The organism is Microbacterium sp. Root61, assembly GCF_001427525.1.
In the GTDB taxonomy this organism is placed as follows: Bacteria; Actinomycetota; Actinomycetes; order Actinomycetales; family Microbacteriaceae; genus Microbacterium.
This window is the reverse complement of record NZ_LMGU01000001.1, coordinates 1,550,899-1,574,036: the sequence shown is the minus strand read 5'-3', so window position 1 is coordinate 1,574,036 and position 23,138 is coordinate 1,550,899. Positions and strand designations below refer to the sequence as shown.

Annotated in this window: 18 protein-coding genes; 6 read left to right on the top strand and 12 right to left on the bottom strand. The window is 68.0% G+C overall.

The window, feature by feature from the left end; all coding sequences use genetic code 11:
• Positions 1-5: 5 nt before the first annotated feature.
• The 11 genes from ASD65_RS07640 to aceB form a co-directional block, all read right to left on the bottom strand.
• A complete protein-coding gene (locus ASD65_RS07640) occupies positions 6-857 on the bottom strand; it encodes an SDR family NAD(P)-dependent oxidoreductase (protein ID WP_056220695.1) in 852 nt (283 codons plus the stop codon).
• A 32-nt stretch (positions 858-889) separates the two neighbouring features.
• The gene (locus tag ASD65_RS07635) at positions 890-1,918 is read right to left on the bottom strand and encodes a hypothetical protein (RefSeq protein ID WP_056220691.1); all 1,029 of its coding nucleotides are present in this window, start codon (positions 1,916-1,918) and stop codon (positions 890-892) included.
• Positions 1,915-2,475, bottom strand: a complete 561-nt coding sequence (locus ASD65_RS07630; protein WP_056220688.1) for a UGSC family (seleno)protein — start codon at positions 2,473-2,475, stop codon at positions 1,915-1,917. The genes ASD65_RS07635 and ASD65_RS07630 overlap by 4 nt, the downstream gene beginning before the upstream one ends.
• Before the next feature lie 168 nt (positions 2,476-2,643).
• A complete protein-coding gene (locus ASD65_RS07625) occupies positions 2,644-4,251 on the bottom strand; it encodes an ABC transporter substrate-binding protein (RefSeq protein ID WP_056220686.1) in 1,608 nt (535 codons plus the stop codon).
• A gap of 81 nt (positions 4,252-4,332) precedes the next feature.
• Entirely contained in the window at positions 4,333-5,115 is a 783-nt protein-coding gene (locus ASD65_RS07620; RefSeq protein ID WP_056220682.1) for an ABC transporter ATP-binding protein, read from the bottom strand.
• Positions 5,112-6,062 (bottom strand): ABC transporter ATP-binding protein, encoded by a 951-nt coding sequence (locus ASD65_RS07615; RefSeq protein ID WP_056220679.1) that lies wholly within the window; start codon positions 6,060-6,062, stop codon positions 5,112-5,114. The genes ASD65_RS07620 and ASD65_RS07615 overlap by 4 nt, the downstream gene beginning before the upstream one ends.
• Complete coding sequence (locus tag ASD65_RS07610; protein ID WP_156378806.1) at positions 6,059-6,940, bottom strand: ABC transporter permease; 882 nt, start codon at positions 6,938-6,940, stop codon at positions 6,059-6,061. The genes ASD65_RS07615 and ASD65_RS07610 overlap by 4 nt, the downstream gene beginning before the upstream one ends.
• Before the next feature lie 29 nt (positions 6,941-6,969).
• On the bottom strand, positions 6,970-7,947 hold the full coding sequence (locus ASD65_RS07605) for an ABC transporter permease (RefSeq protein WP_056220674.1): 978 nt from the start codon (positions 7,945-7,947) through the stop codon (positions 6,970-6,972).
• Between the two features lie 297 nt (positions 7,948-8,244).
• Positions 8,245-9,450, bottom strand: a complete 1,206-nt coding sequence (locus tag ASD65_RS07600) for a pyridoxal phosphate-dependent aminotransferase (protein WP_056220672.1) — start codon at positions 9,448-9,450, stop codon at positions 8,245-8,247.
• Positions 9,451-9,584: 134 nt separating this feature from the next.
• Positions 9,585-11,180 carry an isocitrate lyase gene (locus tag ASD65_RS07595; protein WP_056220669.1) on the bottom strand — a complete coding sequence of 532 codons (1,596 nt, stop codon included), beginning with the start codon at positions 11,178-11,180 and terminating at the stop codon, positions 9,585-9,587.
• A gap of 55 nt (positions 11,181-11,235) precedes the next feature.
• Entirely contained in the window at positions 11,236-12,900 is a 1,665-nt protein-coding gene (gene aceB, locus ASD65_RS07590; RefSeq protein WP_056220665.1) for a malate synthase A, read from the bottom strand.
• 206 nt (positions 12,901-13,106) lie between these two features.
• On the opposite strand from aceB, the gene ASD65_RS07585 reads away from it, so the two are divergent.
• Complete coding sequence (locus tag ASD65_RS07585; protein ID WP_056220661.1) at positions 13,107-14,585, top strand: helix-turn-helix transcriptional regulator; 1,479 nt, start codon at positions 13,107-13,109, stop codon at positions 14,583-14,585.
• Positions 14,586-14,806: 221 nt separating this feature from the next.
• Here the strand turns inward: ASD65_RS07585 and ASD65_RS07580 are convergent, their stop codons facing one another.
• Complete coding sequence (locus tag ASD65_RS07580; protein WP_327041956.1) at positions 14,807-16,399, bottom strand: PucR family transcriptional regulator; 1,593 nt, start codon at positions 16,397-16,399, stop codon at positions 14,807-14,809.
• Positions 16,400-16,508: 109 nt separating this feature from the next.
• Between ASD65_RS07580 and gabT the strand changes: the two genes are divergently transcribed.
• Genes gabT through ASD65_RS07555 form a run of 5 tightly spaced genes read left to right on the top strand, consistent with a single transcriptional unit; the run spans position 16,509 to position 23,123 of the window.
• The gene (gene gabT / locus ASD65_RS07575) at positions 16,509-17,867 is read left to right on the top strand and encodes a 4-aminobutyrate--2-oxoglutarate transaminase (protein WP_056220655.1); all 1,359 of its coding nucleotides are present in this window, start codon (positions 16,509-16,511) and stop codon (positions 17,865-17,867) included.
• A gap of 49 nt (positions 17,868-17,916) precedes the next feature.
• The gene (locus tag ASD65_RS07570; protein ID WP_056220652.1) at positions 17,917-19,275 is read left to right on the top strand and encodes a flavin monoamine oxidase family protein; all 1,359 of its coding nucleotides are present in this window, start codon (positions 17,917-17,919) and stop codon (positions 19,273-19,275) included.
• Entirely contained in the window at positions 19,272-20,159 is an 888-nt protein-coding gene (locus tag ASD65_RS07565) for a universal stress protein (protein WP_056220649.1), read from the top strand. The genes ASD65_RS07570 and ASD65_RS07565 overlap by 4 nt, the downstream gene beginning before the upstream one ends.
• Positions 20,156-21,727, top strand: coding sequence for an APC family permease (locus ASD65_RS07560; RefSeq protein WP_056220645.1), 1,572 nt, complete (start codon positions 20,156-20,158; stop codon positions 21,725-21,727). Before ASD65_RS07565 ends, ASD65_RS07560 begins: the two co-directional genes overlap by 4 nt.
• Positions 21,728-21,758: 31 nt before the next feature.
• The gene (locus ASD65_RS07555; RefSeq protein ID WP_056220642.1) at positions 21,759-23,123 is read left to right on the top strand and encodes an NAD-dependent succinate-semialdehyde dehydrogenase; all 1,365 of its coding nucleotides are present in this window, start codon (positions 21,759-21,761) and stop codon (positions 23,121-23,123) included.
• Positions 23,124-23,138 lie beyond the last annotated feature (15 nt).

Sequence of the window (23,138 nt, the reverse complement as noted above, 5' to 3'; positions counted from 1 at the left end):
GCGGCCTACTTGAGGTTCGACCCCGCCGCTCCGGTCGGTGCCATACGGAATCCGCCACCGTCGACGGCGAGTGTCTGTCCGGTGATCCAGCGCGCCTGATCGGTGAGGAAGAAGAAGGCGGCCCGCGCGATGTCCCAGTTGTTGCCCTCAGTGCGCAGGATCACGTTGTCTGCGCGGATCGCGCGCTGCTCCTCGCTCATGCCCCGCGCGGCGAACGCACCCCAGATCATGCCCACTCGAACGCAGTTGGCTCGGATTCCGCGGGGTGCCAGGCTGCCGGCCGCACCGATGGTGAGCTTCTCCAGCGCGGACTTCCCGAAGGAGTAAGGCATCCCGGGCCCGCGGCCCTCCGCTGCCGACGACGAGATCGTGACGATCGACGAGCCGCGTTCCATGTGGTTCTGCGCGTGACGCAGGACGTACCAGACCGCTGTGAAGTTCAGCTTCATGGCCTGCTCGAACTGCTCCAGCGTCGCGTCGAACATCGGCTGCACTCCGCTGCCCCCGATCGTGTCGGCGACCACATCGAAGGTGCCGAAGCGAGCCGATGCGGCCGAGATGGCCTCCTCCACGGATGCATCATCGGTCACATCGACCGGGAAGTACTCCGCCTGGCCTCCGGCGTCGCGGATCGCATCGACCGTGCGCCCACCTGCTGCCGGGTCACGATCCAGGATCGCGACGGAGGCGCCGTTCTGCGCGCACAGCCATGCGATGGCGAATCCGACGCCGCCCTCCGGGCCGCTGAGACCTCCGCCCACGACGAGGGCGACCTTGCCGGTGAGCCAGGGCTCGGCGGCGCTGGCCAATGGGTCGGTGACGGGAACGGGCCACTTCTCAGCGGGGGCGTCAGTCATGGGGATCTTGCCTTTCTGCAGTGACGGGGAGGTCAGCGAACGGGGAAGGAGCGGCCCGACCAGAGGCCGAGCACACGGAACACCATCGACATCGCCGCGTTGGGCGAGCCGGCGACGACGATCGGCAGCGTCGCGGGCTTGGCGTCCGCGAACGTCGGGTGGTGATGATCGGGCGCGAACGGCCCGTCGGGGAGGTGGCTCAGCCCCTTGCCGACGGCCTGGAGCTGCGCTTCCGTGCGTCCCGCACGCGCGACGATCCACTCGCGCACATCCTGCTTGCTCATTCCGGCCCCGGCGAACAGCCGGGCATGCTCCGGATTGAGGATGAGGCCTGTCGGGCTGTGCCGCCCGATCAGAGCACCGGAGCGCTGGATGGTGTTCACGAAGTCGGCCAGAACCTCCTCGTGTGTCGTGAAGCTGCGGTTGTCGACGACCTCGAAGGTGCGCACAAGGGTAGCCGAGACGGCGCTGACACCGGGTTCCAGGCCGGACTCCACAGACAGGGGCTCCCAGGGGCTGGCCTCCTCGTTCTCACCGATGCACAGCTGCCAGCGACCCACTGTCCCGATGGTGGCCTGTTCGAGCTCACGAGGACGGATGCCGAACCCGTTGCGTACGGTGAGACCGATCGCGCGCGGGATCGTGGCATTGGCGCGGAAGCCGGGGCCCAGAGATCCACCGGCCGAATTGATGTCGAGCTCGTGGCGGATCGGTCCGTTGACGACGATGAGAGGGCCGGGGCCGCTCGTGCTCTGCCAGCCTCCCCCGAGCGCAGCCCGCTCCGCGGACAGTGCGTCCCACACCGCCAGTACGACGGGGAAATACTCCGGGAGGCAGCCTGCCATGACGGCATTGACAGCGACATCTCGCACGGTCACGTGGCGTTCGAGCTGGGGATGATGCGCGGCCACCTCGTCGGCGGGGCGCGTGGTCGTCGCGAGGAAGCGCTGCACGGAATCCTCGGTCGCCGGCAGAGTCGGGAGACCGTCGGTCCAGCCGCGCGCGAACAGCTCCTCGGCGACGCCCACGGCGATGTCGGGGTCGAGGGTGACGCCGCTCACGCAGGCACCACCACGACGGCCGACGCGTCGATCAGACGTGCCTCGACCTGCGCCGCGAGCTGCGCTCCGCGGTCGGCGATGTCCTCCGCCGTGAGGTTCGCGATCGGGTGGGACGTGAGCAGGAAGGGATAGTCGGGGGCGCCTTTGAGTCCTGCCATCGCGGCGGACGGCTGCACGAAAGCGTCGGTGCAGATCACCGCCGTCGGGATGCCGACGTTCTCGAGTGTGATGCCGTCCGCGACGGCCGACGCGCTGCACGAACCGCAGTCGCCGACGCCGATGACGACCACATCGCATTCCCGGACCAGGTCCTCGACCAGGTCGACCGGCAGCGGCATGGCGAATTGCATCTTGGTTCGCGGGACGAACGTGACGACATCGTTCCGCTCGGCGAGCCGCGCGCCGACTGCGTCGAGTATCAAGTCGGCGTTGCGCTTCGTGTTGCCCAGGAGGCCGATCCGCAGCCCCGAGAGACTCGGCGGCCGCGGAGCGTCCTGGGGCATCACTGTCGTTCTCGCGTGGAAGTGCTGTGTGGGATCGATGATCTCGGCGGTCATGGTGGAACCTTCCTGTCCAGGCATTACGACTATCACGCGCCCACCGGTCCTGGCGGGCGGCTGATTCCGTCTCACGGAATCCGGAATCCGGCATCGCGGCGGAGGCCGCCGCGACGAGGGCGGACTGCCAGGAACGCACCCGGCACCCCGCCCTCGTCTGTCAGCGGGTCAGCCCTTCCACTTCATGGTCAGCCAGTTCACGGCGCCGCTCGGAGTGCCCTCGGCAAGCTCCGTGAGGCCGTCCCAACGTGTGGTGTTCACGGTCGGGAACGAGGCGTTGGTCCACACCAGCGGGGCGAAGAAGATGAGGTCCTTGGCACGCTGTTGCATGTCGCGGAAGTACTCACCGCGCTCCTCGCGATCGGTGGTGGAGTTCGCTCCGGCGACGGCGGCGTCGATCTCTTCGTCGCAGACACCCGACGGGTTGCGCGCCGCCATGTGGTCGGGGTTGCACGCGTACCAACGCGAGATGCCCAGGCCGGGGTCGGCAGACACCGTCGTGCGCAGGAACGCCAGATCGAAGTTGTTCTGGACGTAGATCTGATCGGTGAAGATCGCCGAGGTGACAGCCTCGAGGTTCACGCCGATTCCGACATCCGCCAGCATCGACTTCGCCTGGGAGGCCATGGCGACCGTGTCGGTCAGTTCCTGGATGTACTTGACGTCGAGCGTGAAGCGGACGCCGTCCGCGCCGACCGGGAAGCCGGCCTTGTCGAGGGCCTTGTTGATGGCCTTCACGTCGTGCGGGAAGTCCTTGTCGAAATCGATGGTCTCGTCCTTGGCCCACCCCATCGTGCTCGGGAAGAACCCATCGGCGGGCTCGCCGTAGCCCGCCAAAGCGACATCGGCGAAGGCGGTGCGGTCCAGAGCAGAGAACACCAGCGCGCGGACTGCGGGGTCAGCGAGGTACTCGTTCTTGGTGTTCATCTCCACAACCACGGCCTGGGCGAAGAAGCCGCTTTCGAGGTGCACGAGCTCGGGCTTTCCGGCGATCTGGTCCAGTTGCGACGCATCGATGGACGCGTTGTCCAGTTCGCCCGAGATGAGGGCGAGGGCGCGCGTGTTCGTATCGCTCATGACCGGGTAGATCGCCTTGTCGACCTTCACGTCTCCGCGCCAGTAGTCCTCGTTCTTGACGAGGATGACCTCGGCGCCCGAGGAGAACGACTCGAACTTCATCGCACCGGTGCCGATCGGCGCCATGTTGGCGGGGTTGGTGATGTAATCGGTTCCCTCGTAGATGTGCTTCGGGATGATCGCCTGGAGGGCGAGGGTCTCGAAGAACGGGCCGTACTCCGAGTTCAGGTGCAGCACGACCGTCGTGTCGTCCGGGGCGTCGACCGAGTCGATCGACTTCACGAGCGACGCACCGTATGTCTGCAGGGGCATGATCTCTTCGAAGTTGAACTTGACGTCATCCGCCGTGAAGGGCTCGCCGTCGTGCCAGGTGACGCCCTTCTCGAGGGTGAAGGTCAGGGTCTTCTTGTCGTCGCTGTACTCCCATGACTTCGCGAGCATCGGGTGGATCGCCGATTCGGCATCGATGTACACGAGCTGGTCGAACACGGCCGCGCCGAAGGCGGTGGTGGCGGGGGAGTTGGTGACCTGCGGGTTGAAGCTGATCGGGTCGGCGACGATCGCGTTGATGTAGACGCTGGGAGTGGCCGGCTTCGTCGACTCGGCGGGTGCTCCACCGGACGAACAGCCTGCGATCAGCAGGGCTGCGGACGCGAACGCCGCGAGGGCGGCGAATCGGGTCGTGCGCGTGGTTTTCATGGGACTACCTCTCTGTAGCTCCGGGCGCTGGGCTGCGCCGGACGCGGGTGTGTTCAGCTGTGCGGACCGGTGGCGCTCCGACTATCGGATGGGCTCGAGGACGAGCTCGGAGGCCAGCAGATTCTGCGTGTAGGGATGCTGCGGATTCTCGAAGATCTGCTGGGTCGGTCCGGACTCGACGATCTGCCCCGACTTCATGACGTAGACGCGGTCGGCGACCTTCTTGACGACCGGCAGATCGTGTGTGATGAAGACGTAGCCCACGCCGAGGCGCTCGGTCAGACCGTGCAGCAGCCGCAGAACGCCGGCCTTCACCGACGCGTCCAGTGCGGAGACGGCCTCATCCGCGACGATGATCTGGGGACCCAGCACGATCGCGCGAGCGATGAGCACGCGCTGGCGCTGCCCGCCGCTGAGTTCTTGCGGGAAGCGGTGGACGAAGGACTCGGCGGGGGAGAGCCCGACGAGCTCGAGCGCCTCGAGGACTTTTGCATGCACCTCGTCACGGCCGCGTGTGATGGCATGGAGGCGGACGATCTCCGCGATCGTGCGTCCGACCGTCTTGCGGGGGTTCAGCGACCCGGAGGGATCCTGCAGGACCGCCTGCACGGTGCGTCGGTAGTCCTTTCGCTGTGCGGCGGTCATCTCGTCGATCTCGATGCCGTTGATCGTCACGCTGCCGGATGTCAACGGGATCAGTCCGAGGAGCATCCGCGCCAGGGTGCTCTTGCCCGATCCGCTCTCCCCGACGATGGCCACGAATTCGCCGCGCCGCGCGGTGAGGTTCGCGTCCGTGACGGCGGTGACGGGTGCCCCACCGCGGCGTGAGCGGAACACTTTGGATGCGTCGGTGACTTCGATCATGGGTTCGCTCCGGTCTGGACGAGGTCGTCGATCTCGCGCCGCATCTCAGGCGGAATGGACCACAGATCCACGCCCGCGTCGGTGAGGCTGCGCACGCTGCGCAGCAGTGCCTGCGTGTAGAGGTGCTGTGGAGCCTCCAGGACCCGCCGAGTCGGGCCGGACTCGACGATCTGACCGGCGTACATGACGTAGATCGTGTCGGTCATACTGGCCACGACCGCCAAGTCGTGAGAGATCAGGATGAGCGAGGTGCCCAGCGTCGTGACGGTCTCATCGAGTGTGGCGAGGACCTTGCGCTGCACCGTGGCGTCGAGGGCGGTCGTGGGCTCGTCGGCGATGATCAGGTCGGGCTGTTTGGCGATTGCGAGCGCGATCAGCACGCGTTGTCGTTGACCGCCACTGAGTTCGTGAGGGAACCGACGCGCATACTCGGCCGCGTCGGCAAGCCCGGCCTGCTCGAGGAATCGGATGGCCTGAGGGTCGGCTGTCTTGTCCCGCCCCGTGCGATGCGCGGGGTCGATCGCCTCGCGGACCTGAGCGCCGACCTTCATGACGGGATTCAGGAAGGTGAGCGGGTCCTGGAAGATCATCCCGACCGAGCGGGATCGGATCTCGTCCCAGGCTCGGGGTGGCGCACCGACCATCTCGCGTCCGTCGAAGCGGATCGACCCCGCCACCCGCACGCGCGGGTTGGTCGGCAGGAGCCCTGCGATCGCGCGGCCGGTGACGGACTTGCCCGATCCCGACTCGCCGACGATGCCGACGCGTTGTCCTCGGTGCACCTCGAGGCCGACGGACTGCACCGCGCGGATCTCCCTGCGCGGACCGGTCGGCAGGTGCACCTCGAGATCGGTGACCTTCAGAAACGCCGCCGAATCGGATGCCGGCCGCTCGAGGTCGTCGCCGGTATCGCTCTGCGGGGGGACGGCTGCGATGGTGGTGGTCATTTCACCCTTCCGATCGACGGGTTGAGGGCATCATTGAGGGCGTCGCCGAGCAGGTTGATCGCCAGGACCACGAGGAAGATGCAGAGTCCGGGGAATACGGCCAACCACCATGCCGTCGAGATGTAGGGCTGTGCTTGGTTCAGGAGCGCGCCCCAACTGGGCCGGTTGGCGTCGCCGATCCCGAGGAATGACAGCCCCGACTCCGCGAGGATGGCCCGGGCAACCGTCATGGTCGTTGCCACCAGTACCGGCGGCATCGCGTTGGGAAGGACATCGGACCACAGGATGCGGAGACTGAGGAATCCCGCGGCGCGCTGCGACTCGACGTAGCCGAGCTGCGAGATGCGCATGGCTTCGGCACGGACGATGCGCGCCACGCCCGGCCACATGGTGAGCGACAGGATGACCACGATGACCGCGACGTTCGCGCCGAGGATCGACGCGGCGACGAGGGCCAGGATGATGCCCGGGATCACCTGGAAGAACTCGGAGACCTTCACCAGGATCGTGTCCATGAATCCGCCGTAGAAGCCGGCGATGCCACCGACGATGAGCGCCAGCGTCAGGCACAGAAGCGCCACGCTGAATCCGACCAGCAGTGAGACCTGGCCGCCCATCAGCACCCGGGCGAGATAGTCGCGCCCCAGGTTGTCGGTCCCCATCGGGAACTCGGCGTTGGGCGGTATGAACGGGGGATAGCTGGTGGCGAACGGATCGACGCTGAACAGCGGGCCGATCAGCGACGCCAGGATCATGAACAGCAGGATCGGCATGAAGATGCGCACGATCGGCTTGCGGAAGTACACGCGCCAGACGGCGTCGGGGTTGGCGGGACGCCGCGCGGCGCGCGTGGGCGTTGCCCGAGGTGCAGGTGTCACTGATCCTCGGCGGGACTGCTGTTGAACGCTCACGCTTCGCTCCTGACGGGTCGCTTCACTTGACTGCGAAGGCGCGGATCGACAAGGCCGTAGACGATGTCGGTCACGATGTTGACGATGAGGATGCTGATGGTCAGGACGATCACGATGCCGAGCACCAGGAAGGTGTCCTGCCGTTCGATCGCACCGATGAAAAGGAGTCCCATTCCCGGCCACCCGAAGACCTTCTCGACCAGCACGGAGCCGGCGAGGATGTGCGAGAGGCTGAGCCCCGCGACGGTGACCATCGGCAGCATCGCGTTGGGCATGGCGTGACGCCACAGCGCCTGGCGGTCGGTGAGGCCCTTCGAGCGCGCGGTGTCCATGAAGTCCTGGCCGAGCGACTCGATCATCGAGCTGCGCATGATGCGGGCTTTGAACGCGAGCTCGGCGGTCGCCATGGTGATCAACGGCAGGACCATGTACTGGAGCTGGATGCCCTCGACACCGTACGGGGCCTTGCCCTGGGTCGGGAACCATCCGAGGGTGACCGAGAACACGATGATGAGCATCAGGCCGAGCCAGAAGTTGGGCAGCGAGAACAGTGCGACCGAGCTGCCCGAGAGCAGGCTGTCGAGCCACCGCTTGCGGGTCTTCGCCGCGATGGCGCCGATCACGACAGCGCCGATCGTGGAGAGGATGAACGCCGGGATGGCGAGCGCCAAGGTGTTGCCGATGCGCTCGCCGATGAGCTGCGTGACCGGAACCTCTGTGCCGAACGAGACACCGAGATTGCCGGTGAGCACGTTGCCCATGTAGATGAAGTAGCGCTCCCACACCGGCTTGTCGAGGCCGAACGTGGCGTAGATCTGCTGGCGCAGCGCTTCGGAGATCGGCACGTCTCCGACAAGGGTCTGGATCGGATCGCCCGGGGCGATCTCCAGCAGTAGGAACAGGATCGTGATGACCACGATCAGGAGGATCAGCGACGAGAGCAAGACCTTCCCGATGTGCTTCAGGAGCGCCATCAGAGGGCCGCCCCCGTCATCGTCGGCTGTCGTGAGTGCAAACGCAGCATCGGCTGATCTCTCCTTTGAAATGCCCCTGCGGTCCGGCACTGCACCGCAGACCTGTGAATGGTTGCACTCCAAGGAGACTGCTCAACGACTGCTTCCACAGCGCGGAAGCGTTTGTCGGGGCGCACCGATTCGGGTTCGCCCCGACGCGGTCGCGACAGGGTCGCCGATGAGACCGTACGGCGGGTCACCCGCGCGCGTGGCGCGTGCGATCGATCGATACTCCGCCCCTACTCGGGGCCGCGCGGGCTACGCGACGCCGAAGAGGCGCTGCATCCGCTGGATGCCCTCGAGGAGCTGGTCGTCGCCCAGGGCGTACGAGAAGCGCAGGTAGCCGCTGGGGCCGAAGGCCTCACCGGGCACCGCTGCGACCTCGGCCTTGTCGAGGATGAGGTCGGCGAGCTCGAGCGAGGTGGTGGGTGTGACGCCCTCCCACTCGCGGCCGAGCAGTCCGCGCACGTCGGGGTACACGTAGAACGCGCCGAGCGGGATCGGCACCGTCACGCCGGGGATCTTCGACAGCTCCGAGACGATCAGCTTGCGGCGGCGGTCGAATGCCTGCCGGAACTGCTCCGCCTCGGTCTGCGGACCCGTAAGCGCGGCCAGCGCGGCACGCTGGGCGATGTTGTTCACGTTGCTGGAGAGGTGGGACTGCAGGTTCGCGGCGACCTTGATCGCGTCGGCCGGACCGACCATCCAGCCCAGTCGCCACCCGGTCATCGCGTACGTCTTGGCGACGCCGTTGACCAGGATCGTCTGCCCCGCCAGCTCCGGCACGGCCTCGACGATGGACATGGCGCGCACACCCTCGTAGACGAGGTTCTGGTAGATCTCGTCGGTGATGACCCAGAGGCCGTGCTCCAGCGCCCACTCGCCGATGGCCTGCGTCTGAGTGGGGGAGTACACCGACCCGGTCGGGTTCGACGGGGATACGAACACCAGCACCCGGGTGCGCTCGGTGCGCGCGGCCTCGAGCTGCTCGACGGTGACCAGGTAGTCCTGCTCAGCACCGGCGAACACCTCGACGGGCACGCCGTCGGCCAGCGCGATCGCTTCGGGATAGGTCGTCCAGTACGGCGCGGGCAGCAGGACCTCGTCACCGGGGTTCACCACGGCCTGGAACGCCTGGTAGACGGCCTGCTTGCCGCCGTTGGTGACCACGACCTGCGAGGGGGAGACCTCCAGCCCCGAGTCGCGGAGCGTCTTGGCCGCGATCGCCTCGCGCAGCACGGGAAGGCCGACCGCGGGCGTGTAGCGGAAGTTCGCCGGGTCGTGCAGCGCCCGGGCTGCGGCATCCACGATGAACTGCGGTGTGGCGAAATCGGGCTCGCCCGCGGCGAAGCTGATCACCGGGCGGCCGGCGGCCTGCAGAGCCTTGGCCTTGGCGTCGACCTTGAGGGTCGCCGACTCGGCGATGGCGGAGAGTTTGCGGGAGAGCGGAGCGCGTTCGGTCACTCCTCCAGCGTAGAGGGAGCACCGTGTCCTTCGCTGGGGATCCACGTCATGAAACGACAGAACAGCGGATGCCGCGACCCGGAGGTCGCGGCATCCGCTGTTCGTGAAGACCTAGGCGGTCCCGCGGGCAGAACTCAGTTGAACTGGCTCATCGTGTTGTGCTGGCCACCGGCCTTGAGGGCCGCGTCTCCGGCGAAGTACTCCTTGTGGTTGTCGCCGATGTCGCTGCCGGCCATGTTCTGGTGCTTGACGGTGGCGATGCCCTCGCGGATCTCGCGACGCTGGACGCCCTTCACGTAGGCGAGCATGCCCTCCTCGGCGAAGTAGCCCTTGGCCAGATCATCGGTGGAGAGGGCGGCCGTGTGGTAGGTCGGCAGCGTGATGAGGTGGTGGAAGATGCCGGCCTGCGCGGAGCTGTCCCGCTGGAACGTGCGGATCATCTCGTCGGCGAGCTGAGCGAGCTCGGTCTCGTCGTAATCGACCGACATGAGGCCGCTGCGATCGTAGGCCGAGACATCCTGGCCCTGCTCCACGAGACGGTCGTAGGCCTGCTGGCGGAAGTTGAGCGTCCAGTTGAACGACGGGCTGTTGTTGTAGACGAGCTTCGCGTTCGGGATCACCTTGCGCACCTCGTTGATCATTCCGGCGATCTGGCCGATGTGCGGCTTCTCGGTCTCGATCCACAGCAGGTCGGCACCGTTCTGCAGCGAGGTGATGCTGTCGAGCACGCAGCGCGCCTCACCGGTTCCGGAACGGAACTGGAACAGGTTGCTGGCCAGACGCCGCGGGCGGAGCAGCTTGCCGTCGCGCTTGATGACGACGTCGCCGTTGCCCAGGTCGCTCTCCGAGATCTCTTCGACATCGAGGAACGAGTTGTACTGGTCACCGAGGTCGCCGGGCGTGCTCGTGACGGCGAGCTTCTGCGTGAGACCGGCACCGAGCGAGTCGGTGCGCGCCACGATCACGCCGTTGTCGATGCCGAGCTCGAGGAACGCGTAGCGGACCGCGTTGATCTTCGCGATGAAGTCCTCGTGGGGAACGGTGACCTTGCCGTCCTGGTGACCGCACTGCTTCTCATCGGAGACCTGGTTCTCGATCTGGATGGCGCAGGCGCCCGCCTCGATCATCTTCTTGGCCAGAAGATAGGTGGCCTCGGGGTTGCCGAAGCCGGCGTCGATGTCGGCGATGATCGGCACCACATGGGTCTCGAAGTTGTCGATCTGCGACTGGAGGAACTCGGTCGCCGTCTCGTCGCCCGCAGCGCGAGCGCCGTCGAGCTGCGTGAAGAGGAGATCCAGCTCCCGCGCATCCGCCTGACGGAGGAACGTGTAGAGCTCCTCGATCAGGGCCGGCACCGAGGTCTTCTCGTGCATCGACTGGTCGGGAAGGGGACCGAACTCGGAGCGCAGCGCGGCGACCATCCAGCCCGACAGGTAGAGGTAGCGCTTGTTGGTCGTCTTGAGGTGCTTCTTGATCGAGATCAGCTTCTGCTGCCCGATGAAGCCATGCCACACGCCGAGCGACTGGGTGTAGACCGACGAGTCGGCGTCGTATTCGACCATGTCACGGCGCATGATGTCGGCCGTGTACTGGGCGATCTCCAGCCCGGTCTTGAAGCGGTTCTGCGCCCGCATGCGGGCCACCGACTCGGGGTTGATGGCATCCCAGCTGGAGCCGTTCTGCTCTTTGAGCGCCGAGATGGCTTCGATGTCGTCTTGGTACGCGGTCATGATCTTTCCTTTGCAGTAGTGGGGATCGGCTCGCACGAGCCGGGGCCGAAGCGGATCAGGCGGTCTCGATCAGGAAGCGGGAGTAGGCCGGCAGCGTCAGGAACGCCGGGAACTCCTGCCCGAGCGCCACGTCGCGGAAGACCTCGGCCGCGTCGTCGAAGCGGTCGCCGTCGCGGCGCTCGACCTCGCCCAGCACCTCGCCGATGAGCCCCTCGACGTACTCGCGCGTGATCGGGGTGCCCTCTTCGGTGACGTGATCCTGGTGGATCCACTGCCACACCTGCGAGCGGCTGATCTCGGCGGTCGCGGCATCCTCCATGAGGTTGTCCAGCGCCACGGCGCCCAGGCCCCGCAGCCACGCCTCGATGTAGCGGATCGCGACGGACACGTTGCCGTGCACGCCGGCGGCGGTCACCGGACGACCGATGTGCACGTCGATCAGGTCGGCGGCCTTCACCTCGACGTCGTCGCGCTGACGGTCGACCTGGTTGGGCCGGTCGCCGAGGATGGCGTCGAACTCGGCCATCGCCGTCGGGATCAGGTCGGGGTGAGCCACCCACGTGCCGTCGAAGCCGTCGCCGGCCTCGCGCTTCTTGTCGGCGGCGACCTTCTCGAACGCCAGGGCGGTGACCTCGGGGTCACGACGGTTCGGGATGAACGCGCTCATGCCGCCGATCGCGAAGGCGCCGCGCTTGTGGCAGGTCTTCACGAGCAGTTCGGTGTAAGACCGCATGAACGGCACTGTCATCGTGACCTCGCTGCGGTCGGGCAGCACGAACCGTGCGCCGCGCCCGCGGTAGTTCTTGATGATCGAGAAGATGTAGTCCCAGCGTCCGGCATTCAGGCCCGCGCAGTGATCGCGCAGCTCGAAGAGGATCTCCTCCATTTCGAATGCGGCCGGCAGCGTCTCGATGAGCACCGTCGCGCGGATGGTGCCGTGCGGGATGCCGATGTACTGCTCGCTGAAGCTGAACACGTCGTCCCACAGCTTCGCCTCTTCGCTGGATTCCAGCTTCGCGATGTAGAAGTACGGCCCGCGGCCGTTGGCGATCAGCTGCTGCGCGTTGTGGAAGAAGTACAGACCGAAGTCCACCAGCGAGCCCGACGCGGCCATGCTGCGCCCGGCGCGGTCGGTGAAGCACATGTGCCCCTCGACCAGGTGCCAGCCGCGCGGACGCATCACGATCGTGGGGGTGCGCTCGGCCGTGACCTCGTACGTCTTGCCCTCGGGGCTCGTGAACGACAGCTCGCCGCGGATCGCATCGCGCAGGGACAGCTGCCCCTCGATGACGTTCTTCCAGGTCGGGCTGGTCGCGTCCTCCTGGTCGGCGAGCCAGACCCGGGCGCCCGAGTTGAGGGCGTTGATCGTCATCTTCGGGTCGGTCGGACCGGTGATCTCGACGCGGCGGTCCTCGAGCCCGGGACCGGCGCCCGCGACGCGCCACTCGCTGTCCTCGCGGACGTGTGCGGTGTCGTCGCGGAACTGCGGGTCCTGACCGTTGCCGATCTCGAAGCGGCGGCGCATGCGGTCGGCGAGCCGGTCGTGACGGCGGCCGGCGAAGCGCTGGTGCAGCTCGGTGAGGAAGGCGACGGCCTCCGGCGTGAGGATCTCGTCGTAGCGAGGGCCGATGCGGCCCGAGATCTCGATGGACGGCTCGTGGGTCTGGGTGGGGATCGACCCCGTGCGGGTACGCATCGGGGTGGCGGTTGCAGGTGTCATGGTCCTGTCTTCCTGTGAGCGAGTGCTGAGACTGTGGGGGGATACCCCGTCCCGGCGTGTGCGCCGGCCCGGGCATCTCGTGATCCGTGTTCTGGATCAACCGGCGGTAGGTCGTGAGTCCACTCTGCGGTGAAGTTCGGGGGTTGATAAGACCAAACCAGGTGTGAAGTTTTCCGGTATTTCTGCTTTGGTGACAGAATCGCGGTATGACCACGGCAGCGACCTCGCAGAACTCTCTCGATCGCGACGACGATCAAGAGGTGGATTCCCTCACGATCGGCCGCCGCATCCGTCAGTTGCGCACCGACCGCGGCATGACCCTGGACGAGCTTGCGACGGCGGTGGATCGCGCGCCCAGCCAGCTGTCGATGATCGAGAACGGTCGGCGGGAGCCGAAGCTGACCCTGCTGCAGGCGATCGCCCGGGCGCTCGGCACGACGCTGGACGCGCTCCTCGAGTCGCAGCCGCTCGACGAGCGCTCCACGCTGGAGATCGGACTGGAGCGCGCGATGCGCGGGCAGACGTTCCAGGCGCTGGGCATCGCACCGTTCCGCATCGCGAAGACCGTGCCGACGGATGCGCTGAAGGCGATGCTCGCGCTGCAGGGCGAGATCGACCGGCTCCGCGACGAGCGCGCGGCCACGCCGGAGGAGGCGCGGCGCGCGAACGTGGCGCTGCGCCGTCTGATGCGCACGCAGGACAACTACTTCCCCGACCTGGAGAAGCGCGCACGCGATCTGCTCGCCGCCGTCGGCCACCCCGGCGGACCGCTCACTCAGCGCACGGCATCCGACATCGCCGCCCACCTCGGATTCACGCTGCACTACGTGCCCGACCTGCCGCAGACCACGCGCAGCGTCGCCGACCTGAAGAACGGGCGGCTCTACCTCTCCAGCAGGCTGACAGCGAAGGGCGACCCCCGCACGGCCGTGCTGCAGGCGCTGTCCAGCCGCATCCTCGGTCATGAGGAGCCCACCAGCTACGCCGCGTTCCTGCGGCAGCGCGTCGAGACCAATTACCTCACCGGCGCGCTCCTGATCCCGGAGGCGCACGCCGTGCCGTTCCTGCAGGACGCCAAGGCGAACCGCTCGATCTCGATCGAGGACCTCCGCGACGCGTACTCGGTGTCGTACGAGACGGCCGCGCACCGCTTCACGAATCTCGCGACGATGCATCTCGACATCCGGGTGCACTTCCTGAAGGTGCATGAGTCGGGCACGATCACGAAGTCGTACGAGAACGACGACGTCAACTTCCCGACCGACCGGATCGGCTCCAGCGAGGGCCAGATGTGCTGCCGCAAGTGGACCAGCCGTGTCGTGTTCGACGTCGACGACAAGTTCAACCCGTACTACCAGTACACCGACACCGGCAACGGCACGTACTGGTGCACCGCGCGGGTCGAGGCCTCCAGCGAGGGCGCGCACTCGGTCAGCGTCGGCGTGCGCTTCGACGACACGAAGTGGTTCCTCGGCCGGGACACCCCCAACCGAGGGATGTCGAAGCACTCCGTCGAGGTGTGCTGCCGTCGCGCCCCGGCCGATCTGGAGTCGTCGTGGCGCGACAATGCGTGGCCGAACGTGCGCACCCCGCGCACACTGCTCGCGACCCTCCCGACCGGCGCCTTCCCCGGCGTCGACACGACCGACGTGTACGAGTTCCTCGAGGCGCACGCACCGCGCTGAGGGCCAGAGGCTGTTTCAGCGGCCGGCGACCGGCCACGGGGAAGTACTCCCGCAACAGGCGCGTGAGCGAGTCGATGGTGCGGGGCTGGGTCGCGCCATCCGTGTCGACGCGCGAGCCGTAGCGGTACGGCACCCCGCGCCCGCCGAAGGCGATGCGGTCATCGGCGGTGCGCTGCGCGTACACGTAGACGTGTGCGAAGTCGCCGAGTGCCCATTGACCGTCATCGTTCGTCTCCGATCGCCTGGAACGCCGCCCAGATCTCCGCCCGGGCCGCGAAGGTGCCCAGCGGCCGGCCCAGCACGCGTTCGGCCAGCGCGATGCGGGCGCGCACGGTGTGTCGGTGCACGCCGAGTGCCTGAGCGGATGCCTCGTGCGAGGTGTCGTTCTCCAGCCACGCCTGCAGCGTCTCGCGCAGCGCGGTGCCGTGCTCGTCGTCGTGCTGCAGCAGGGGTTCCAGGGTGCTCAGCGCGAGGGTGCGCGCCTCCTCGGTCGCCAGTGCGGCCATGACTCCGCCGCGAGCGAGGTCGGCGTACCGGGCGAGCGGCTCGGTGCTGCCCTCGAGGGCGACGCGGGCCTGGCGCACGGCGGGGGCGAACCCGTCGTAGCCGGTGGGCTCCGCGATGCCGAGGCGCACGCCGAACCGCGCCACCACCTCCTCGAGCACGCCCTCCTCGCCGCTGGGCACGACCAGGACGAGCCCGTCGTCGCCGCGGCCGAAGAACAGCCCACCGCGCCGGTCGTCGGCGTGCATCTCGAGCAGCTCGGTGATCGCGTCGATGCGGGATGCCGCGGCATCCGTCACCGCGATCGTCACGGGCGCGGTCGGCAGCGGCCCCCAGACGTCGCGCGCGATGCGCCGGGCCAGGGTCGGATCACCGGTCAGCAGCGATTGCACGAGCCCCGCGCGCAGATGCCCGTGGGCGCGAGAGAGCCCCTGCTGCTGCTCGAGGGCGAGCCCGGCCATCGCGATGACGGCGGTCACGACGCCGCGGCCCTCCTGGTCGAGATCGCCCGAGGCGATCGCGATGACCCCGCGCAGGTGTCCGCCGCGGCCGAGCGTCTGCAGCGTGAACGGCGTCTCGCCGATCCGCAGCGACGATCCGGCGCGCGCCCCACGGCGCAGCACCGCACCGACCTCGTCGTGCAGCTCGGCCAGCACCTCGGCGTCGACCCCGCGCGGCGGATGCTCCCGTGAGAGCGCACCGACCGAGTCGAACAGCCCGACCCAGGTGTCCAGCTGGCGGGCGAGCTCGGCAAGCGTAGCGCCGAGCCCGTCGGGCCGCAGCGCGGCGAGCGAGATCGCACGCTGCGCCGCCAGTGCCCAGCTGCGCCGTGCGTAGGCCTGCGCGGCGACGGCCTCGGCGTGCGCCCGGGCCACGGCGATGAACGGGGTGCGATAGGGCACCTCGAACAGCGGCATCCGCTCCTGGCGGCACGCTGCGGCCAGCTCGGGCGGGATCCCGGCGCGCACCACTTCGGTGCCGAACCCGAGCCCCACCACGCCGCGGGCGGTGAGCCTGCGGACGTACTCGACGTACGCGTCGTCCCCGTCGGCTTCGGACACGACGTAGCCCGGGAGGTCGAGGAACTGCGTGCCCGTGGTGAGGAGCACCAGCCCCTCCAGCAGGAACGGCGTCGGGTCGGCCAGGTCCGAGCTGTGCACCCAGCGCAGCGGCCGATCCAGTGCTCCGGGCTCGAGGTCCTGCTCGTCGCCCTCCAGCCGCAGCAGGAGGTCTCGCCGGTGCAGGAGCGCACGCAGCGTCGGTGCCTCCGTGTCAGAGCCCATCGCCACCTCGCGTCGTCGTGTCGCCACTGTAGGAGAGCCTCTCGTCCGGCGGAATGTACAGACCGTACATCGACCTGTCCAGATTGTACGTTCGGGCGAGTGCGGTGGCGGCATCCACCCCCATACGCTCCCCACCATGAGCGCCACCGACATCATTGCCGCGCCGCCCCTGGGCGGACCGACCCTGCCGCAGGAGCGGCGCATGATCACGAGCATTCCGGGACCGCGGTCTACGGAACTGCTCGAGCGGAAGTCTCGCGCCGTCGCCGCGGGCGTCGGTCACACTGTGCCGATCTCGGCGGTCGCCGCCGGCGGTGGTGTCGTCGTCGACGCCGACGGCAACTCGCTGATCGACCTCGGCTCGGGCATCGCGGTCACCAGCGTCGGCAACGCGCACCCGAAGGTCGTCGCGGCGGTGCAGGCGCAGGTCGCGCAATTCACGCACACGTGCTTCATGATCTCGCCCTACGAGTCCTACGTCGAGGTAGCCGAGGCGCTCAACCGCGTCACCCCGGGCGACCACGAGAAGAAGTCGGCCCTGTTCAACTCCGGCGCCGAGGCGGTCGAGAACGCCGTCAAGATCGCCCGCAAGTACACGAAGAAGCAGGCTGTCGTCGCGTTCGACCACGCCTACCACGGCCGGACGAACCTCACGATGGCGCTGACGGCGAAGAGCATGCCGTACAAGAGCGGCTTCGGGCCGTTCGCGTCCGAGATCTACCGCGTTCCGACCTCCTACCCGTACCGTGACGGACTCTCCGGCCCCGAGGCGGCGACGAAGGCCATCTCGCTCATCGAGAAGCAGATCGGCGCCGACAACCTCGCCGCCGTCATCATCGAGCCGATCCAGGGCGAGGGCGGCTTCATCGTCCCGGCGGAGGGCTTCCTCCCGACTGTGGTCGAGTGGTGCCGCGCGAACAACGTCGTGTTCATCGCCGACGAGGTGCAGACCGGCTTCGCCCGTACCGGCGCCATGTTCGCGAGCGAGCTGTTCGGCATCGTCCCTGACCTGGTCACGACCGCCAAGGGCATCGCGGGGGGCCTGCCCCTGGCGGCCGTGACCGGCCGGGCCGAGATCATGGACGCCTCGCACGCCGGCGGTCTCGGCGGCACGTACGGTGGCAACCCGATCGCGTGCGCGGCCGCCGTCGCCTCCATCGACGTCTTCGAGAACGACGGCCTCATCGAGCGGGCGCGTGAGATCGGCGAGATCCTCACCCCGCGCCTCACCGCACTCCAGGCATCCGACCCGCGCATCGGCGACGTCCGTGGCGCGGGTGCCATGGTGGCCGCCGAATTCGTGCACCCCGAGACCGGGGAGCCGGATGCCGCGCTCACCGGCGCGGTGGCCAAGGCGTGCATCGCGGCCGGCGTGATCGTGCTGACGTGCGGCACCTACGGCAACGTCATCCGCTTCCTCCCGCCGCTGTCGATCCCCGACGCGCTGCTGAACGAGGGGCTGGATGTCGTGGCATCCGCCCTCGCCGAGAACTGACCCGCGCACACGCGCGAACCCGCATCGAGAACGGACGAAGGAGTCGCACATGACCGAGATTACGAGAGACGTCATCGTGATCGGCGCGGGGGCCGCCGGCCTCACCGCCGCGAACGAGTTGAAGCGCGCCGGTCTGTCGGTCGCCGTGCTCGAGGCGCGGGACCGTGTCGGAGGGCGCCTGTGGACCGATGTCATCGACGGCGCCATGCTCGAGATCGGCGGCCAATGGGTCTCGCCCGATCAGGACGCGCTCATCGAGACGATCGCCGAGCTGGGCCTGGAGACGTACGAGCGGTACCGCGACGGCGACAGCGTCTACGTCGGACCCGACGGCACGTCCCACCGGTTCACGGGGGAGATGTTCCCCGTCGGCCCCGAGACGGAGCGCGTGATCGCGGAGATCACCGAGCGTCTGGACGCGATGGTGGCCGAGATCGACCCCGACCGTCCGTGGGCGCACGAGAAGGCCGCCGAATGGGACTCGATCTCGTGGGATGCGTGGCTGCGGGCGCAGACCGACGACGACGAGGCTGTGCGCAACCTCGCGTTCGCGACGGGATCCGCGATGCTGACCAAGCCGACGCACTCGTTCTCGCTGCTGCAGTCGATGCTGATGGCGGCCTCGGCCGGTTCCTACTCGAACCTCGTCGACGCGGACTTCATCCTCGACAAGCGCGTCGTAGGCGGCCTCCAGCAGGTTCCGCTGCTGCTGGCCGAGCGCCTCGGCGGCGACGTCTTCCTGGGGCAGCCGGTGCGCACCCTCGAATGGGGGGATGCCGGAGTCACCGCCGTCACCGACGAGATGACCGTGCGCGCGCGGTTCGCGATCATGGCGCTCGCGCCGGTGCTCTACAACCGCGTCTCGTTCGTGCCGCCGCTGCCGCGTCGGCAGCACCAGCTGCACCAGCACCTGTCGATGGGCTTCGTCATCAAGGTGCACGCGGTCTACGAGACGCCGTTCTGGCGTGCGCAGGGGCTGTCAGGCACCGCGTTCAGCCCGTACGAGCTCTCGCACGAGGCCTACGACAACACCAACCACGGTGACGAGCGCGGCACCCTGGTCGGGTTCGTCTCCGACCAGCACGCGGACGACGTGTTCCAGCTCTCGGCCGAGGAGCGCAAGGAGCGCATCCTCGAGTCGCTGTCGCATTACTACGGTCCCGAGGCGAAGAACCCGGTCGTGTACTACGAGAGCGACTGGGGGAGCGAGGAGTGGACCCGAGGGGCCTACGCCGCAAGCTTCGACCTCGGCGGTCTGCACCGCTACGGCGCCGACCTGCGCACCCCCGTCGGACCGATCCACTTCGCGTGCAGCGACATGGCCGGCGCCGGGTACCAGCACGTCGACGGGGCGATCCGCATGGGCCGCCTGGCCGCCGCGCACATCATCGAAGACGCCCGCGCATGACCGCGCGCATCGTCGTCGGATACACCGCCACGGACGCCGGTGCCGACGCGGTGGCACTCGGGGCGCGGCTGGCCGCAGCATCGGATGCATCCCTCGACGTCGTCGTCGTCCTTCCCGCCGATGATCGCAGCGTGATCACTCCGCCCGACGCGGGGTACGACCGATACCTGCGCACCCAGGCCGCCGAATGGCTGGCCGACGCGGTGGCGACGATCCCGGATGCCGTCACCCACCGCTCGCACGTCCGCTACGGCGAGTCTTTCGCGGCGGGGCTGATCACGATCGCGGACGAGCTCGACGCCGCCTACATCGTCGTCGGTGCGGCCAACGGCGGTATGCGCGGCCGGCATCGGCTCGGCACAGTCGCGACCGAACTGCTGCATTCGTCGGACGTGCCCGTGGCGCTCGCGCCCGAGGGCTCGCGGCGGATCGACCCGTCCACCGGCATCAGCCGCGTCACGGCCGCCATCGGCACCCGTCCCGGCGCCGAGGCGCTCCTGAGCGAAAGCGTCGCCCTGGCGAGCGCGGCCGGCGCGCAGCTGCGCATCCTCTCGCTCGTGACCGTGGACCTGCCGACCTCGGTCGACACCGGGGTCATCCGCATCGCCGGTGCCGCCCACGCCGACGAGGTCGTGGCCAAGGCCCGCACCACCCTCCCCGCCGGGATCGACGCCGAGGCTGTCGTCGCGCGCGGTGACAGCATCGAAGACGCCGTGCAGCACCTCGGCTGGGAGCCGGGGGAGATCGCCGTCGTCGGTTCCAGCAGGCTCGCACAGCCGCGCCGCCTGTTCCTCGGCTCGACCGCAGCGAAGATGCTGCACGAGCTTCCCGTCCCCATGATCGTCGTGCCTCGCACCCGTACCACCGAAGGAGGGCAGCGATGAGCGCTCCCGAAAGCACCGCCGTGCCGCCGCTTGCCCCTGTCGTGGAGAAGGGGAAGGCGACCGGACTCTCGGCGAAGGGGCTCAGCGCCGGCACCATCGGCCTGATCGGCGCCGTCGTCATCGGCATCTCCTGCATCGCGCCGGCCTACACCCTCACCGCGGCCCTCGGACCGACCGTGTCGGAGGTGGGCTTCCAGGTCCCCGCGATCATCCTCGTCGGGTTCATCCCGATGCTGCTGGTGGCATTCGGCTACCGCGAGCTCAACCGGAAGATGCCCGACTCGGGCACCTCCTTCACGTGGGCGGCCCGTGCTTTCGGGCCCTGGGTCGGATGGATGGCCGGCTGGGGGCTCGTGGCCGCCACCATCCTGGTGCTGTCGAACCTCGCGGGCATCGCGGTGGAGTTCCTGTTCCTGCTGATCGATCAGATCGCGGGCAGCCCCGGCACGATCGCCGAACTGGCGTTCAACCCCTTCATCAATGTCGGGGTCTGCCTCCTGTTCATGCTGGGGGCGACGCTGATCTCCTACCGCGACATGCAGACCACGCAGAAGCTGCAATACGTGCTGGTCACGTTCCAGGTGCTCGTCCTCGTGATCTTCTCGGTCGCCGCATTCGTCCACGTCGCCCAGGGGAACGCCTTCGACGCGAGCCCGGTCGAGCTCTCCTGGTTCAACCCCTTCGCGGTCGGATCGCTCACCGCGGTCGTCGCCGGTCTCTCCCTCTCGATCTTCATCTTCTGGGGCTGGGACGTCACCCTCACGATGAACGAGGAGACCAAGAACCCCGAGAAGACGCCGGGCCGCGCCGCCACCCTCACCGTGGTCACGATCGTCGTGCTGTACCTGCTCATCTCGGTGTCGCTGCTGGCGTTCGCGGGAACCGGCGAGGAAGGGCTGGGCCTCGGAAACCCCGACATCCAGGCCAACGTCTTCTTCTATCTGTCCGGGCCGATCCTCGGACCGATGGCGTTCCTCGTCTCGCTCGCGGTGCTCACCAGCTCCGCATCGTCGCTGCAGTCGACCTTCGTCGGGCCCGCACGCACGCTGCTGTCGATGGGGCACTACGGGGCGCTGCCCCCGGCCTTCGCGAAGGTGAGCCCGCGGTTCTTCACGCCGGGCTACGCGACGGTCGTCTCGGCCATCGTGGCCTCCGCGTTCTACGCGATCATGCGGTTCGTCAGCGAAGACACCCTGTGGGACACGATCCTCACGCTCGGCATGATGATCTGCTTCTACTACGGCATCACGGCGTTCGCGTGCGTGTGGTACTTCCGCAAGCAGTGGTTCGACTCGGTCCGCAACGTGTTCTTCACGTTCCTGTTCCCGCTGATCGGCGGGGCGATCCTCGCCTGGCTGTTCTTCTCGACGCTCATCGATTCGATGGACCCGGCGTACGGCAGTGGTTCCCAGATCGGCGGTGTGGGTATCGTCTTCATCCTCGGCATGGTGATCATCGGTGCCGGCATCGTCATCATGATCTGGCAGGCCGTCAAACGTCCGGCGTTCTTCCGCGGAGAGACCCTCTCGATGGACGCCCCCGCAAGTCTGCGTCGCGCTCGCCGCTGACGCATCCACCCCACGAAAATCGGAGAGACCCATGAGCGACTACGCCGTCGTCAACCCGGCCACGGGCGAGACCCTGGCCACCTACCCCACGATCACGGACGCGCAGCTGGAGGAGAAGATCACGGCAGCGGATGCCGCATACCGCAGCTGGCGCGAGACGCCGGTCGCCGAGCGTGCCGCAGTGGTGCGTCGCGCCGCCGATCTGCACCGAGAGCGTCGCGACGAGCTGGCCGCGATCATCGTCCGTGAGATGGGCAAGCCACTGGCTGCCGCACTGGGAGAGGTGGATTTCGCCGCCGACATCACGGAGTACTACGCCGATCAGGCGGTGGAGATCACCAAGGACCGGCCGCTCGACATCCTCGCCGACGGCACCGCGGTGATCCGCCGCGCACCCCTGGGCGTGCTGCTGGGCATCATGCCGTGGAACTTCCCCTACTACCAGGTCGCGCGGTTCGCGGCGCCGAACCTCGTGCTCGGCAACACGATCCTGCTCAAGCACGCTCCGCAGTGCCCGGAGTCCTCTGCCGCGATCGAGCAGATCTACCGCGATGCCGGACTCCCTGAGGGCGCGTACCTGAACCTGTACGCGACCAACGATCAGGCAGCCACGGTCATCGCCGACCCGCGCGTGCAGGGCGTGTCGGTCACCGGTTCCGAGCGCGCCGGAGCGGCCGTGGCCGAGACCGCTGGGCGCAACCTGAAGAAGGTCGTGCTCGAGCTCGGCGGGTCCGACCCGTTCATCGTGCTCTCCACCGACGACGTGGACTACACGGTGGGCGCGGCGGTTGCGGCGCGGATCGACAACAACGGACAGTCGTGCAATGCGCCAAAGCGCTTCATCGTCGTCGATGGGCTCTACGACGAGTTCCTCGCGAAGTTCACCGCGGCCATGGCCGGTACCAAGATGGGGGACCCGTTCGCTGACGACACCGAGCTCGGCCCGCTCTCGTCGCTGGCAGCGGCTGAGCGCCTCGAGGAGCAGGTCTCGCGGGCCGTCGCCCAGGGCGCGACTCTTGTGACCGGTGGAACCCGCGACGGCGCGTTCTACACCCCGACGGTGCTGACCGATGTCACGAGCGACATGGACGTCTACCGCGAGGAGTTGTTCGGTCCGGCCGGTGTCGTGTACAAGGTCTCCGGTGAGGACGAAGCCGTCGCCGTGGCCAACGACACGAGCTTCGGGCTCGGATCGTACGTCTTCACGACGGACGAGGCACAGGCGCAGCGTATGGCCGACAAGATCGAGGCGGGCATGGTCTACGTCAACGTCGTACTCGCCGACTCGCCGGAACTGCCGTTCGGCGGGGTCAAGCGCAGTGGAACGGGACGCGAAATGGGTCTGCTGGCGGCCGACGAGTTCGTCAACAAGAAGTTGGTGCGGGTCGGGGCGTAGTCTCTGGGGCCGGTG

What these genes read in the sequence shown, in the direction of transcription:
- ASD65_RS07640 (WP_056220695.1), bottom strand. Translation starts at nt 857, where the DNA reads ATGACTGACGCCCCCGCTGAGAAGTGGCCCGTTCCCGTCACCGACCCA.
- ASD65_RS07630 (WP_056220688.1), bottom strand. Translation starts at nt 2,475, where the DNA reads ATGACCGCCGAGATCATCGATCCCACACAGCACTTCCACGCGAGAACG.
- ASD65_RS07625 (WP_056220686.1), bottom strand. Translation starts at nt 4,251, where the DNA reads ATGAAAACCACGCGCACGACCCGATTCGCCGCCCTCGCGGCGTTCGCG.
- ASD65_RS07620 (WP_056220682.1), bottom strand. Translation starts at nt 5,115, where the DNA reads ATGATCGAAGTCACCGACGCATCCAAAGTGTTCCGCTCACGCCGCGGT.
- ASD65_RS07615 (WP_056220679.1), bottom strand. Translation starts at nt 6,062, where the DNA reads ATGACCACCACCATCGCAGCCGTCCCCCCGCAGAGCGATACCGGCGAC.
- ASD65_RS07605 (WP_056220674.1), bottom strand. Translation starts at nt 7,947, where the DNA reads ATGGCGCTCCTGAAGCACATCGGGAAGGTCTTGCTCTCGTCGCTGATC.
- ASD65_RS07595 (WP_056220669.1), bottom strand. Translation starts at nt 11,180, where the DNA reads ATGACCGCGTACCAAGACGACATCGAAGCCATCTCGGCGCTCAAAGAG.
- aceB (WP_056220665.1), bottom strand. Translation starts at nt 12,900, where the DNA reads ATGACACCTGCAACCGCCACCCCGATGCGTACCCGCACGGGGTCGATC.
- ASD65_RS07585 (WP_056220661.1), top strand. Translation starts at nt 13,107, where the DNA reads ATGACCACGGCAGCGACCTCGCAGAACTCTCTCGATCGCGACGACGAT.
- gabT (WP_056220655.1), top strand. Translation starts at nt 16,509, where the DNA reads ATGAGCGCCACCGACATCATTGCCGCGCCGCCCCTGGGCGGACCGACC.
- ASD65_RS07570 (WP_056220652.1), top strand. Translation starts at nt 17,917, where the DNA reads ATGACCGAGATTACGAGAGACGTCATCGTGATCGGCGCGGGGGCCGCC.
- ASD65_RS07565 (WP_056220649.1), top strand. Translation starts at nt 19,272, where the DNA reads ATGACCGCGCGCATCGTCGTCGGATACACCGCCACGGACGCCGGTGCC.
- ASD65_RS07560 (WP_056220645.1), top strand. Translation starts at nt 20,156, where the DNA reads ATGAGCGCTCCCGAAAGCACCGCCGTGCCGCCGCTTGCCCCTGTCGTG.
- ASD65_RS07555 (WP_056220642.1), top strand. Translation starts at nt 21,759, where the DNA reads ATGAGCGACTACGCCGTCGTCAACCCGGCCACGGGCGAGACCCTGGCC.